The organism is Nocardiopsis alba DSM 43377, from assembly GCF_000341225.1.
GTDB lineage: Bacteria > Actinomycetota > Actinomycetes > Streptosporangiales > Streptosporangiaceae > Nocardiopsis > Nocardiopsis alba.
In genome coordinates this window covers 255,489-269,825 of the sequence record NZ_ANAC01000012.1, presented here as the reverse complement: position 1 = coordinate 269,825, position 14,337 = coordinate 255,489, and the positions used below count along the sequence as shown (strand labels likewise).

The window sequence follows — 14,337 nt, the reverse complement described above, 5'->3', positions numbered from 1 at the left end:
CCACCACCCCCGGGCCCCTCGACGCGTACAATCCCGCCCAAGGCCCCACCCCCACCGCAGGTGAGAGCCGCGACGCCACCCCCACGTGGCACGACCCCCGTACGCCACCACAACCGACCCCAGGGGAGCCCGGACCTTGTTCCGCACCACGACCGGATGGGTCGTCTCACCCACCGACCTGGTCGACACCCTCGAATGCGACCACCGCAGCGCCCTCAAGACCGCCCTGGCCGCACACCTGCCCGGAGCCCCCCGCCCCGAACCCGTCGACCCCCTCGTCGCCCACCACGGCCACACCCACGAGACCGACGAACTCGACCGCCTCACCGACCTGTTCGGCGACGTCACCACCATCGACGACCCCGCCCCCGACGACCACTCCCTGGCCGAGGCCGCGCACGCCACCGCCCGCGCCATGGAAGCCCGCGTCCCCGTCATCTACCAGGCCAGCTTCCACCACCCCCTCACCGACCGGGTCGCCTTCCACGGACGCGCCGACTTCCTCATCCGCTCCGATCTGGACCCCGCCACCGGCGAACCCCGACCCGACCACACCGGGCCCGCCACCTACGAACCCTGGGACACCAAACTCGCCCGCGACCCCGGACCCGCCGCCGTCGTCCAACTCGCCGCCTACGCCGACGCCGTCGCCACCCTGTCCGGCCACACCCCCCACCACATGCACCTGATCACCGGCGACCGGCACACCCGCACCCTGCCCACCGCCGAATTCACCCCCATCCTGGCCACCATCACCACCCGCCTCCTGGAACGCCTGGCACGCGAACCCGCCCTGCCCACCCCCACCTGGGGCGAACCCCGACCCGCCTGCGACGGCTGCGGCTACACCACCTGGTGCTCCCAAGGCCGCGTCGCCGCCCGCCACCTGTCCCTGGTCGCCGGCCTGCGCACCGACCAGGCCGCCAAACTCACCGACGCCGGCATCACCACCATCGACGCCCTGGCCCGCGTCCCCGACCAGGACCGCCCCACCACCCTGCCCCGACGCTCCTTCGAACAACTCCGCGCCCAGGCCGCCCTCCAGGTCCGCCAGGACACCACCCGCACCGCCCACGACCCCCAAGGGCGGGTCAGCGCCGAAGTGTTCTCACCCGACGGACTCGCCTCCCTGCCCGCCCCCTCCACCGGCGACGTCTTCTTCGACATGGAGGGCTACCCCTACCACTCCCACCAGGACGGACGCGGCCTCGAATACCTCTTCGGCGCCACCACCGAGGACCCCGACGGACACGAGACCTTCCACACCTTCTGGGCCCACGACCGCGCCCAGGAGAAGAAGGCCCTGGAGGACTTCGTCGACTTCGTCACCGCCCGCATCGACGCGGACGAGGGCGCCCACATCTACCACTACGCCTCCTACGAGGTGGACCGGCTCAAACACCTCAGCTCCGCCTACGCCACCCGCGAAGAGGAGGTCGACCGGCTCCTACGCCAGAACCGGCTCATCGACCTGTACACCGTGGTCCGCAAGAGCCTGCGCGTATCCCAACGCTCCTACTCCATCAAGTACCTCGAACCCCTCTACCTGGACACCGCCCGCGACGGAGGCGTCACCACCGCCGCCTCCAGCATCGACGCCTACGCCGCCTACCTGCGCGCCCACCAGGACGGCGACACCGACACCGCCGCCCGCGTCCTGGACGACATCGCCGCCTACAACCGCGACGACTGCCACTCCACCGCACGCCTACGCGACTGGCTGGAAGGCCACCGCGCCGACCAGGGCATCACCACACGCCCCCTCCTCCAGATCGAGATCACCGAGGAAGAGGCCGAACGCGCCCGCAAACGCGCCGAAAGGGACGCCCGCCACGCCGCCCTGACCGAACCCCTCCTCGACGGCGTGCCCGAACAACCCGAACAGCGCACCGACGCCGACCACCCCCGCGCCACCCTGGCCGCCCTGGTCGGCTACTACCGGCGCGAGAACAGCCCGCCCTGGCGCGAACACTTCCAACGCTCCAACGCACCCCTGCACGAACTGGAGACCGACGGCAACTGCGCCGTCCCTTGGCAGGCCCACGTGGGGGAGTGGGAACACCCCACCGGCAAACGCCGCAACGCCCGCCGCGAGGTCGCCATGCGCCTGGACCGCGCCCACCCCAACCCCTTCACCACCGGCGAGAGCGTCCACCTACTGCACCCGGCCGCCCCCGGACAGAGCGCCACCACCCGCCCCGCCAAGGTCCTCAAGGCCGAACCCGACGCCCTCACCCTCATCGAGACCGCCCCACCCGAACAGATCACCTCCAGCGCCCCCATCGCCGTCCTGCCCGGCTCCCCGGTCGACCCCAAACCCAAGGACGGCGCCCTGGAGACGGTCGCCCACACCGCCGCCCACACCCTGCCCGACTGGCCCCGCCACGCCGGCCTGGACGTCCTACGCCGCACCCCGCCCCGCCTGGACCCCCCGGGCCCCCTGCCCGACCCCGCCCACCACGACGACCTCATCGACGCCGCCATCACCGCCGTGGACCGCCTCGACCACTCCTACCTCGCCGTCCAAGGCCCACCCGGAGCCGGCAAGACCTACCTGGCCGCCCGCCTGATCACCCACCTGATCGCCAAGGGCCGCAGCGTCGGCGTCTGCTCCACCGGCCACAAGGCCGTCGAGAACGTCATGAGCGCCGCCCTGCGCGCCGCGAACGAACAAGGCCTGGCCATCGAGGCCGCCAAACGCCCCCGCGGCGGCAAGAAGGACCCCGACGCCCCCTGGTACCAGCCCTCGAGCCAACAGGTCCTGGCCAACTGGCGCACCAAACGCGCCGCCCAAGGACAGCCCGTCCTCATCGGCGGCACCGCCTGGGGCATGTCCGGCGCCGACACCATCGCCGACCCCCTGGACGTGATGATCATCGACGAGGCCGGCCAGTTCGCCCTCGCCGACACCCTGGCCGTGTCCGCCTCCGCCCACGACCTCGTCCTGCTCGGCGACCCCCGCCAACTGCCCCAGGTCGTCCAAGGAGTGCACACCGACGGCGCCGACGCCTCGGCCCTGCAACACCTCATGGACGGCCAGGCCATCATCGACCCCGCCCTGGGCTACTTCCTCGACCAGACCCGACGCATGCACCCGAACGTGTGCGCCCCCGTCTCCACCCTGTCCTACCAAGGCCGACTCCAAGCCCACCCCACCACCGCCCGACGCCGCCTCCACCACCTGGAGGCGGGCGTGTACGCCCACCCCGTCCACCACACCGGCCGCACCACCCACAGCCCCGAAGAGGTCGAGGCGGTCGTGGCCGCCGCACTACGCCTGACCGAGGAACACCTCACCCTCGACCCCGACCAGGACCCACGCCCCCTCACCGGCGCCGACATCCTCGTCGTGGCCCCCTACAACCTCCAAGTACGCTCCCTGCGCCAGGCCCTGGCCCACGCCGCCCAGGACCACCCCGCCCTCGAAGGCGTACGCGTGGGCACCGTCGACCGCTTCCAAGGCCAGGAGGCCGCCGCCGTCATCTGCTCCATGACCGTCTCCAACGCCGCCGAGACCAGCCGAGGCCCCTCCTTCGTCCTGGACCGCAACCGACTCAACGTCGCCCTCTCCCGCGCCCAACTCCTGGCCCTGGTCGTCTACTCGCCCGACCTGCTCACCACCGCACCCCGCACCGTGGACGAACTCCGCCTCCTGGCCTCCTTCACCGGACTGACCCACCACGCCCGCCTCTGGAACCACACTTGAGGACACCCCGCTCCACGGTTTCGGACACCTGCCCGGTGGAGTACGTTTTACGTGGCACACCACGCCGTCCCGCCCCACGAACGGGACCTCGTTCTGGTGTGCGCCACGACACCCGCGCGGCGCACCCCGCCGCGCCCCAACGATCCGGCCCACCACCCGTATTCGTCGAAAGGCCCCACGGCCCCCGTGTCTGAACGTCCCTCCGCCCCCGGCGGCGGCCGCAACACCCGCCACCCCACCGGTATCCGCGTCGTCCTGTGCCTCCTGGCCCTGTTCGCCCTGGCCGCGGGCCCCTTCGGATACCTGATGGGATTGGACGCCGACTCCCACGCCGGCTCGGCCGCCGAATGGTTCACCCTCGCCTTCGGCGCCGCCGTCGGCATCCCCTTCCTGGCCGCCGCCGTGGCCACCGTCGCCGGCGACCGCCGCGCCGCCCTGTGGTCCCTGGCCCTACTCCTGTGGCCCGTGGTGTTCGTGGTGGTCATCCACCTCCTGCGCTCGGCCGGGTAGGCTCCCGGGCGTGTCACCCAAGAAACGCAAGAGCCGCCGCACCCGCCAGGACCGCGCCCGGACCACACCCGCGCCCACCGAGGCCGGCCGTGTGGCCCCGGGCACCACACCCGACAAGCGGCCGCTCAAACGCACCCCGGCGGTGATCGCCTCACCACCCGACCGCAGAGTGACCGCGCTGTGGGTCCTGCTGTGGATCCTGTGGGCCCTGGGCACCCCCATGGCCCTGGCCGCGCTGCTCTTCGCCGGCCTGGACACCGGCGTGGACCCCATGGACCCGCGACTGGAGGACCCCCAGACCGCCCAAGAGGTGATCGCCGAACACACCGACCGGACCATGCGCGCCATCGGCAACGCCCTCATCTGGCTCCTGGTCTTCGCCTGGGGCGTCCCCGCCCTGGGCACGGTGTGCGCCCTGGCGCTACGCCGACGCATGGCCGCCATCGCCTTCGGTGTGGCCCTGGCCCTGTCGGTGACCCTCCTACTGCTGGTCGCCCCGCCCAACGAACTCTGGGACGCCGTCATCGCCCACCTGTTCGGCTGAGCGCCCCGACCCACCCGCACGCCTTCACGCACCCCGACCCGCCCCAGGCCACAATGGACCCCGTGGACACCACCGACACCGACAGCCCGCTCCCGGTCCCCGTACGCAGCCGCCTGCGTCATCTGGACCACAACGTCCTGGTCGACACCCGCGCCCTGGAACGGGTCCGCGAACGCTTCGACACCGAACAGGCCCGACTCCTGGGCCGCTTCCTGGCCAACGCCCAATCACCGGCCACCCTGCGCGCCTACCGCGCCGACTGGACCGCCTTCGGCGCCTGGTGCCTGACCGAAGGCCGCACCTCGCTACCGGCCGACCCCGTGGACGTGGCCGTCTACCTGGCCGCATGCGCCCAGAACGGAGAGGGGACCGGACGCCCCCTGGCCCCCTCCACCCTGGAACGACGCGCCGCCGCCATCGCCGCCGTCCACGGCGCCCACGGCCTGGACTCGCCCACCCGCGCCGAAGTGGTGCGCATGACCCTGCGCGGAATCCGCCGCACCCATAAGGCCCGCCCCCGCCGCAAGGCCCCCGTCCTGCTCTCGACCCTGGAGGCCCTGCTCGCGGTACGCCCCCAGGACGGACACCCCGGGGGAGTGGCCCGCCGACGCGACGCCGTCCTGCTGCTGACCGGCTTCGCCGGAGCGCTACGCCGCTCCGAACTGGCCGCCCTGACCTTCGACGACCTGACCCTGGTCAAGGACCCCGTCGACGGAGCCCCCACCCTGGTGGTGTCCCTGCACACCACCAAGACCGACCAGGAGGGCCGCAAGAACCAACAGGTCGCCCTCCCGCGCGGCCGCCACCGCGCCACCTGCCCGATCTGCGCCCTGACCGACTGGACGCGCCTGATCGAGCTGCTGCGCGACCACGGCGCCCACGCCCTGCGCAACCACCTGGAGCACACGCCCCCCACCCCGCCCACCGGAGCGCACTCCTGCTCCGGGCTGGAACGCCTCACCCCGGCCGACGGCACCGGACGCCCACTACTGCCCTCGGTGGACCGACACGGACGCGTCGCCGAACGCTCCATGTCCCCTCGCGCCATCGGCGACCTGGTCAAACGCTACGCTCAACGCGCGGGCCTGGACCCCGACGACTTCGGCGGCCACTCCCTGCGCGCCGGATTCGCCACCCAGGCCGCCCTGGGCGGGGCCGCGGACCGCGAGATCATGCGCCAGGGCCGATGGACCAACCCGGGCACGGTGCACGACTACATCCGCACCGCCAACCCGCTCGAGGACAACGCGGTCACCCGACTGGGCCTGTGACCCCCCTTCACCGGCCCGACCGACCTCATCTCGAAACACCAACAAACACACCCGCAACACCCGATATAGCCCGTTAACGTGCGAACCTGCCCTGATGAGGCATTAGGTTGGTCGCGTGAGAAAGGGGACGGACCTATGGTCGACGAGTTTCGCGCAGCGTTCCAAGCACTGATCGACGCCTCCGTCGCCACAGACCCCCACCAGTTCCCACCGGCCGTCCACAAGGTCTACCTCCTGGCCCCACAGATCCCCGTCGCCGAACGCGAACTGGCCCTGGAGGCCCTGGCCCCCCTCCTGGCCACCGACCACGCCGCCCCCGGCATCGTCGCCGACCTGGCCGTGATCGCCGGAGCCCTCGTCGAGACCGGCACCGACCCCGGACCCGCCGGAATCGAGATCCTCCACCTACTGCGCACCATGGGCAAGGGCGCCATCGCCTTCGCCCGCGCCTGGGAACGCACCGGAGGCGGCACCCCACCCGCCCCCGAGGCCGTCACCGCCGACGCCGAGACCCGCGTGGCCGCCGACCTGGGCCCCGACGCCCCAGCCGCCACCATGTGCTGGTGGACCATCCAACGCCACGGCCTGGCCGCCAAGACCATGCTCGCCCACTCCGAGGTCCGCGCCCACATCCGCCGCGACCCCTCCCTGCACGCCGAACTGGTCGCCATCACCAACCAGCTCAGCGACCTGCTCACCGAATTCGACCAGATCCGCACCCTGCTGCGCATGGCCGAGGCCACCTCCGCCCTGGTCCTGGACCGGGCCTCCGAACGCGGCTTCCGCGTCCTGTTCGACGGCATCGGCGACAACCTCCAACTCCACACCCTGCTCGCCGACGCCCTCATCGGCCCCCACGGCCAAGGTCTGGCCGGGCACACCCCCGACCCGCGCTGGAGCGCCTCCTACCGTCACGCCCCCGTCGACCCCGAAGCCGACCTCGTACACGGCTGGTGGAACCTGGTCGCCCACGACGGCTCCTGGGTATGGAACGAAGGCCTGCCCGCGGAGATCCCCACCATCGACGGCGAACACGTCCTGATCCTGGAGACCCCCACCCACCCCCGCTCCTGGAAGGCCGGACGACGCCACCCCCAGGTCCGCGGCTGGCTGGAGGTCGAATCGGAACTGAGCGCCGAGGAGGCCCACCGATGGTGGAGCCGGGTCGCCCCCGCCGAGAACCCGCCCACCACCCACCAGGACGAGGAGGAGGCGACCACGCCCCCCCCCGCCCCGGCCACACTCGAACCCCCCACCGACCCGAACCGACCCGAACCCGCCCCGGACCCCGAAGCCACACCCCCCGACGGCCCCCGGGCCACCCCCTCGCCCACCGCCGACACCGGCCCCTCACTGCCGCCTCTGCCCAAGGGCGTCTCCCAGAGCAGCGGCTGGGGACCCGCCTGGCGCTGAAGCCCCCCGAACACACGAGACGGCCCCGCCCCCGGACCTCACGGTCCGAGAACGGGGCCGCCCCGACGGGTCAGTCCCGCGCCCGATGCCGGGCAGCGGAGCGCGCGGGCACCGGCTCGGCGCGCGCCGAACGCTCCTCTTCATCATCGTCCTCATAGAGGCCGTCGAAGTACTCCTCTTTGGTGGGCCCCTCGTCATCGTCACGGACCCAACGCCCGCCCACGAACACCGGCGCCGCCAACAGCAACGCCAAGGGCACGAACACGCCCAGGGGCAACAGCACCAGGGCGCCCTCGCTCCCGGGCAGCACCGGCAGACGCTCCACCAGATGCATACGGGTCAGGGCCACGGCGCTCAGACCGCCCAGGACCAGGGCGGCACCGAAGGGCAGCATCGGGGTCAGCCGCGGGGGGACCGCGACCAGGGCCACCAACAATCCCACGCCCACCAGACCGGCCAGGGCGACCGGACCGGTGCCCTGAAGCACGGCGGTACCGACCGCGTGCAGACCGCGCAGGTGGGAGAAGGCCCAGCCGGTCAACAACAACAGGACCGGACCAAGGATCAGGCCCGACAGGAAGCCGACGAAATGTCGCACGGGGGTGCTCCTCTCAAGGGTTGCGCAGCACCCTAGCGACAAAACCTCGCTTCGGCACCATCGACATCACCTAGACAAACCACCACAAAAGGGTGTACCGCGCCGGTGATACCACACACCGGTGGCGCCGCACCCGCACCGGACACGACGCCACCGAACACCACGAACACATCACCCACCGGCGGGGGAGGAGCCCCCCTTACCCGCGATCCGCTCCAACTCCTCGGGCGTGGCACGCTCACGCACACCCAACACCAGACGACTCGGCACGCTCCGACCCCAACGACGACGCCCCTCATAGGCCACCAACGCCACCACCACGGCACCCACCGACGCCCACAGCGCCTCACGATGCTGCGGCAACGTCGCCATCGCCACGAAGATCCCCACCAGACCCAACAACGTCGCCCACGTCAGATACGGGAACGCCCACATCCGCAACGTCAACCGCTCCGGCGCCCGACGACGCACCCGCGCACCCACCACCAACTGCGAAGCGCAGATCGTCAAGAACAACACCAACAGGATCGCGCCGATCGAGGCCACCAGGAAATGGAACACCTGACCCGGCGCCACATAGTCGGCGACCACCGCCGCGTACCCCACCACGGTGCCCAACAGGATCGCCCGCACCGGCACACCACGCCGATTCGTGCCCCGCAACACCGCCGGAGCGTCCCCCTGACGGGTGAGCATGAACAACATCCGCGACGAGGTGTACATCGCGGCATTCAACACGCTCAACACCGCGATCAACACCACGATCTCCATGATCAACGCCGCGCCCGGGATACCCACCGTCTCCATGACCACCACGAACGGACTCCGATCCAGATCGGAGGAGTTCCACGGCACCACCATCACCACCACCAGGATGGAGGCCACGTAGAACAACCCGATCCGCCACAGCACGTTGGTGACCGCCGAGGCCACCCCCCGCTCGGGCTCGGAACTCTCACCCGCCGCGATCGTGATGATCTCCACCCCACCGAAGGCGAACAACACCACCACCGTGGCACCCAACACCGCGACCCAGCCATTGGGGGCGAACCCGCCCAGATCCCACAGGTTCGACACCGTCGACCCTTGCGAACCACTCCACAGACCCAACGCGTACAAGCCGCCCACCAGCAAGAACGCCACGATCGTGGCGACCTTGATCAGCGAGAACAACGACTCCGTCTCCGCGAAGACCCGCACCGAGATCAGATTGGCCACCGTCATCGCCAACAGAACCGTCAACGCCAAAACCCAACCGGGCAGATCCACCCACTGGGCCAGGATCGTGGCCCCGGCCACCGACTCGGCCGCCACCAACACCGCGTACATCCACCAATAGACCCACCCGATGGCGAAACCCGCCCTGGGCCCGAACGCCAACCGCGCGTAGTCGGAGAAACTCCCACCGGCCGGAACCGACACGACCATCTCGCCCAAGGCCCGCAGGGTCAAGAACACCAGGGCGCCCGCCAACGCGTAGGACAACACCGCCGCCGGCCCCGCGGTCTGGATCACCGCGCCCGACCCCACGAACAGCCCGGCACCCACCGAACCGCCGATCGCGATCAACGTCATGTGCCGGCGGCGCAACCCATGCGCCAGCCCCGACCCGTCCTTCTTCTGTGCCGCCTCACCGGGCGACGTCTCACTGCCTGTCACGAGCCCCACCATAGGACGAAAGATCGGTCACACTTCACAAAGGGGTGCGCCACAGACCAGAAATCAACAAACGTGACTCGGCGCAACACATCCGCACGGGGGTCACACCACCCTAAACCCCACACCGAACCCCCACACCCCACCCGAACATGCCACCATCCACACCATGACCGCCCCCATCCCACCCCTGGGCGCCCTGACCAGCCCGCACACCTACCGACACTGGGCCCACCTCATCATCGGCGGCGCCCTGGCCACCCCCTACCTCATGGCCTCCCTCGTCCTGGCCTCCCTCATCACCGACACCACCACCCCACCCACCCCCACCGGACTCACCCTCACCCTCGCCCTGGCCATCGGCCTCACCCTCATCACCGCCACCGCCCTCATCCCCGCCACCCGCACCGGACAACACCACCTCGCCCACGCCCTGGGCATCCTCCACGACACCACCCCCACCAGCGGCCGCCTACGCCCCACCCTCTGGCTCCACCTCCACCTCACCATCGGCCTCCTCGCCTGCGTCGCCACCATGGTCGCCCTCACCGAAGCCGCCCTCCTGACCCTGGCCCCCCTCGACCACGGCACCGCCCCCCCCCTCCCCCCCACCCCCCCCTACCTGGGCCCGCCCCTGGCCCTGCTCTGGCTCCTCGCACTCATCCACACCATCGCCCTCACCGGCCGACTCCTCACCAAAATCGCACCCCACCTCCTCGGCCCCACCCCCACCGACCGACTCGCCGCGGCCCAAGCCCACGCCCACCGCCTCGCCGAACGCAACCGCCTGGCCCGCGAACTCCACGACGGCCTCGGCCACGCCCTGTCCGTGGTCACCCTCCAAGCCGCCACCGCCGCCCGCCTCCTGGACACCGACCCCGACTTCGCCCGCCAAGCCCTCACCCACATCGCCGACACCGCCCGCACCGCCACCGCCGACCTCGACCACGCCCTCGGACTCCTACGCCAGGACACCCCCACCCCACGCATCCCACCCCCCGACCTGACCCACCTACCCCACCTGACCCAGGCCACCCGCCACACCGGAACCGACCTGACCAGCCACATCGACGGACCCCTCGACCACATCCCCACCCTGCTCTCCCGCGAGACCTACCGCATCACCCAAGAAGCCCTCACCAACGCCCTACGCCACGCACCCCACCAACCCCTCACCCTCACCCTCAAAACCACCCCCACCTCACTCACCCTCACACTCACCAACCCCCTGCCCACACCCCACCGACCCCGACGACGCCACCCCACCCGCGGAGGACACGGACTCCACGGCATGCGCGAACGCGCCCACCTGATCGGCGCCACCCTCACCCACGGCCCCCACCACGACCAATGGACCACCACACTCCACCTGACCTGGAAAGACACCCGATGATCCGGATCAACCTCATCGACGACGAACACCTCATCCGCACCGGCCTGGCCGCCCTCATCGACGCCGAACCCGACATGGAGGTCACCGGCCAGGCCGCCGACGGAGCCGACGTCCCCGACCTCGTCGAACGCACCCGACCCCACATCGTCCTCATGGACGTGCGCATGCCCGGCCTCGACGGCATCCAGGCCACCCACACCCTCCAACGCACCCCCCGCCCACCCCGCGTCATCGTCATCACCACCTTCGACAACGACGACCACGTCTGGGACGCCCTACGCGCCGGAGCCCAAGGCTTCCTCCTCAAACGCACCCCGCCCGAGGACATCCTCGCCGCCATCCGCATCGTCCACCGCGGCGACACCCTCCTGTTCCCCACCACACTGCGCACCCTCGCCGCCACCCGAACCCCCCACCACGCACCCACCCCCGCCGCCCGCGCCGTGGCCACCCTCACCGAACGCGAAGCCCAGACCCTCACCCTCATCGCCCAAGGCCTCACCAACGCCGAGATCGCCACCCACCTCCACCTGGGCGTCCAGACCATCAAGACCCACGTCTCCCACACCCTCACCAAACTCGGCGTCCGCGACCGCACCCAAGCCGTCATCGCCGCCTACGACGCCGGACTCATCCACCCCCGCCACCACACATGAGCCCACGACACACCCCACGACACGCCCAACACAAAGTCACGACAATGCTACGTTCGGCAATCGAACGGTCGCACACACCGCGGGGGAGACCACCATGACCACGCCACCGGCCATCGACCTCGACCTCATCACCCACCTGTACCGAACCCACCGAGACGACCTCGCCCGCGTCCGCGACCAACAACGCGAACAACACGCCAACGCCGACCCCGCCATGACCCCCCAACTCGACGACCTCGAAGCCGAGATCACCTACCTCCTCCTACGCCACCACCGCCCCCACAACGTCGTCGAGATCGGCACCTACTACGGCTGGTCCACCTCCTGGATCCTGTCCGCCCTACGCGACAACGACACCGGCCACCTGCACTCCTTCGACATCGTCGACCACGCCCCCCGCCACGTCCCCGAACACCTGGCCCAAGACCGCTGGACCTTCACCAAAGGCGACGTCCGCGCCAAGATCGCCCACATGCCCGCCCACACCGACTACCTGTTCATCGACGCCGCCCACAACGGCTGGTTCGCCCGCTGGTACATCCACCACCTCCTGCCCACCCTGCCCGCCCACATCCCCATCAGCGTCCACGACGTCTTCCACCAGCGCTACGCCCTGCCCTTCACCGAAGGCGCCGTCGTCCTCAAATGGCTCACCAACAACACCACCGACTACTTCACCGCCTCAGCCGCCCGCGCACCCCACCACCACCAGATGCTCAACGACCTCAAAACCGAACTCGGCCTGGACACCCCCGTCCGCGAATCCCTCCACAACCCCATGATCTTCTTCCGCATGCCCGCCCGACCCCGACCCGCCGCCACCATCGCCCCACCACGACCCCGCCACACAAGCGACCCCGACCCCGCCCCCCGCACCTGAAACCACACAAAAAAAGGGGGTGGCGGGACCCCACCGGCCCCACCACCCCCAAAGAGCACACACCCCTACACGAGGTCACACCCCATCGGCCTCCAACGAAGCCCCACCCGCCTCAGCCTCCGCCTGAGCCTCCAACGCCGCACGCCCCTCACGCACCGACACCACATCAGCGGCATCACCCACGATCCGCGCGAAATTCACCGGCTGATCCAAACTCACCATGTGCCCCGCCCGAGGCACGTTCACCAACCGGCCATCCGCGCACGCGTCGAAGAAATGCTTCTCATGGATCCGGAAATGATCCCGCGCCCCATTGATCAACCACACCGGACCCTCATACGCCGACAACGACGCGATCGCGTCCATATTCGAGATCTCATCGATCACCGACGTCGCCGCCTCCACCGCCAACCCGCCGTCCAACACCGCTTCGGCCGCACCATCACGCAACGTCAACCGATGAAAACGCTCATTGACCGCCGCACCCCGATCCGGCAACCGATCCATCAACACCGCCGGAATCCGATACACCTGAGCCAACGACTGCGCCGGCTTGGCCGTACAACTGGCCGCCACCAACCCCGCCACCCGACCCGGCGCCGCACCCGCCACCGCGATCGACACGAACCCGCCCAGACTCAACCCCGTCAACAACGCCCGACCACCCACCTGATCGATCGCCGCCAACACACTGTCCACCGCACGCCCCAGCGAGAACTCCTCACCCCGCCGCGAACCATGCCCCGGCAGATCCGGCGTCACCACCGTACGCCCCTGAGCCCGCAACAACTCCACCTGCGGCCGCCACATACTCGACGACAACCGCAACCCGTGCACCAACACGATCGGCACGTCCATACCCCGACCCCTCACCCTTCCACCCGATAACGCACCGTCACCGGAGCATGGTCGGACCAACGACTCTCACGATCCCGATACCGCTCCACACCACCCTCGACCGCCCGCGCCGCCAACCCCGGCGTGGCCACCTGATAGTCGATCCGCCACCCCGTGTCGTTATCGAAGGCCCGCCCACGATAGGACCACCACGAATACGGCCCCTCCTGCCCCGGATACAACGACCGCACCACATCCACATAACCGGCCTCATCGAAGACCCGCGACAACCACGCCCGCTCCTCGGGCAAGAACCCCGAATTCCTCCGATTACCACGCCAGTTCTTCAAATCCGCCTCCGTGTGCGCGATGTTCCAATCCCCGCACACCACCAGCTCCCGCCCCGCACCCTCCACCTGAGCGCGACGCTTCACCAGATACGGCAGGAACATCTCCAGGAAACGCTCCTTCTCCTCCTGACGCTCGGTCCCCACCTCACCCGAGGGCAGATACAGACTCGCCACCGTCACCCCACCCAGATCGGCCTCCACATACCGACCCGCATCCTCGAACTCCGTCCCCGGAAAACCCACCCGCACCGCGTCCGGCTCACGCCGCGCATAGATCGCCACCCCCGCACGACCCTTCGCCGCCGCCGGACACAACACCACACGCCAACCCTCGGGCGCCACCACATGCGCCGGCAACTGGTCCGCCTCCGCACGCGTCTCCTGCAAACACACCACATCCGCGTCCGTGGCCGCCAACCACGAAACGAACCCCGGATCCTTACGCGACGCCGCGCGCAGACCATTGACATTGACGCTGGACACAACAAAACTCGACTGGCTCACGCCAACAGAGTAGCCACCA

General features: G+C 70.1%; 12 protein-coding genes. 8 read left to right on the top strand and 4 right to left on the bottom strand.

The window, feature by feature from the left end:
* Positions 1–136: 136 nt before the first annotated feature.
* From D451_RS0113570 to D451_RS0113550, 5 genes are all read left to right on the top strand, one after another.
* On the top strand, positions 137–3,706 hold the full coding sequence (locus D451_RS0113570; protein WP_017534820.1) for a TM0106 family RecB-like putative nuclease: 3,570 nt from the start codon (positions 137–139) through the stop codon (positions 3,704–3,706).
* A gap of 186 nt (positions 3,707–3,892) precedes the next feature.
* The gene (locus tag D451_RS0113565) at positions 3,893–4,216 is read left to right on the top strand and encodes a hypothetical protein (protein ID WP_014911955.1); all 324 of its coding nucleotides are present in this window, start codon (positions 3,893–3,895) and stop codon (positions 4,214–4,216) included.
* Positions 4,217–4,226: 10 nt separating this feature from the next.
* Positions 4,227–4,760 (top strand): hypothetical protein, encoded by a 534-nt coding sequence (locus D451_RS0113560; RefSeq protein WP_017534819.1) that lies wholly within the window; start codon positions 4,227–4,229, stop codon positions 4,758–4,760.
* 53 nt (positions 4,761–4,813) lie between these two features.
* A complete protein-coding gene (locus D451_RS0113555; RefSeq protein ID WP_017534818.1) occupies positions 4,814–6,031 on the top strand; it encodes a site-specific integrase in 1,218 nt (405 codons plus the stop codon).
* A gap of 135 nt (positions 6,032–6,166) precedes the next feature.
* Positions 6,167–7,444: a hypothetical protein gene (locus tag D451_RS0113550; RefSeq protein WP_017534817.1), complete on the top strand. Its 1,278-nt coding sequence runs from the start codon at positions 6,167–6,169 to the stop codon at positions 7,442–7,444.
* A gap of 70 nt (positions 7,445–7,514) precedes the next feature.
* Here the strand turns inward: D451_RS0113550 and D451_RS0113545 are convergent, their stop codons facing one another.
* Complete coding sequence (locus D451_RS0113545) at positions 7,515–8,042, bottom strand: hypothetical protein (protein ID WP_014910567.1); 528 nt, start codon at positions 8,040–8,042, stop codon at positions 7,515–7,517.
* 171 nt (positions 8,043–8,213) lie between these two features.
* On the bottom strand, positions 8,214–9,617 hold the full coding sequence (locus D451_RS0113540) for an amino acid permease (RefSeq protein WP_014913119.1): 1,404 nt from the start codon (positions 9,615–9,617) through the stop codon (positions 8,214–8,216).
* A 250-nt stretch (positions 9,618–9,867) separates the two neighbouring features.
* Here D451_RS0113540 and D451_RS28820 point away from each other — a divergent pair, with 250 nt between their 5' ends.
* The 3 genes from D451_RS28820 (at position 9,868) to D451_RS0113525 (ending at position 12,627) form a co-directional block, all read left to right on the top strand.
* Positions 9,868–11,091, top strand: coding sequence for a sensor histidine kinase (locus tag D451_RS28820; RefSeq protein WP_017534816.1), 1,224 nt, complete (start codon positions 9,868–9,870; stop codon positions 11,089–11,091).
* Positions 11,088–11,747 (top strand): response regulator, encoded by a 660-nt coding sequence (locus D451_RS0113530; RefSeq protein ID WP_017534815.1) that lies wholly within the window; start codon positions 11,088–11,090, stop codon positions 11,745–11,747. The genes D451_RS28820 and D451_RS0113530 overlap by 4 nt, the downstream gene beginning before the upstream one ends.
* 94 nt (positions 11,748–11,841) lie before the next feature.
* Positions 11,842–12,627 (top strand): class I SAM-dependent methyltransferase, encoded by a 786-nt coding sequence (locus tag D451_RS0113525; RefSeq protein ID WP_017534814.1) that lies wholly within the window; start codon positions 11,842–11,844, stop codon positions 12,625–12,627.
* Positions 12,628–12,702: 75 nt separating this feature from the next.
* Here D451_RS0113525 and D451_RS0113520 read toward each other — a convergent pair whose 3' ends face one another.
* Together D451_RS0113520 and D451_RS0113515 are read right to left on the bottom strand one after the other, a co-directional pair.
* Positions 12,703–13,485, bottom strand: a complete 783-nt coding sequence (locus D451_RS0113520) for an alpha/beta fold hydrolase (RefSeq protein ID WP_014911848.1) — start codon at positions 13,483–13,485, stop codon at positions 12,703–12,705.
* Positions 13,486–13,496: 11 nt separating this feature from the next.
* The gene (locus tag D451_RS0113515; protein WP_017534813.1) at positions 13,497–14,318 is read right to left on the bottom strand and encodes an exodeoxyribonuclease III; all 822 of its coding nucleotides are present in this window, start codon (positions 14,316–14,318) and stop codon (positions 13,497–13,499) included.
* Positions 14,319–14,337: the final 19 nt, after the last annotated feature.

What these genes read in the sequence shown, in the direction of transcription:
- D451_RS0113555 (WP_017534818.1), top strand. Translation starts at nt 4,814, where the DNA reads ATGGACCCCGTGGACACCACCGACACCGACAGCCCGCTCCCGGTCCCC.
- D451_RS0113550 (WP_017534817.1), top strand. Translation starts at nt 6,167, where the DNA reads ATGGTCGACGAGTTTCGCGCAGCGTTCCAAGCACTGATCGACGCCTCC.
- D451_RS0113540 (WP_014913119.1), bottom strand. Translation starts at nt 9,617, where the DNA reads ATGACGTTGATCGCGATCGGCGGTTCGGTGGGTGCCGGGCTGTTCGTG.
- D451_RS28820 (WP_017534816.1), top strand. Translation starts at nt 9,868, where the DNA reads ATGACCGCCCCCATCCCACCCCTGGGCGCCCTGACCAGCCCGCACACC.
- D451_RS0113530 (WP_017534815.1), top strand. Translation starts at nt 11,088, where the DNA reads ATGATCCGGATCAACCTCATCGACGACGAACACCTCATCCGCACCGGC.
- D451_RS0113525 (WP_017534814.1), top strand. Translation starts at nt 11,842, where the DNA reads ATGACCACGCCACCGGCCATCGACCTCGACCTCATCACCCACCTGTAC.
- D451_RS0113520 (WP_014911848.1), bottom strand. Translation starts at nt 13,485, where the DNA reads ATGGACGTGCCGATCGTGTTGGTGCACGGGTTGCGGTTGTCGTCGAGT.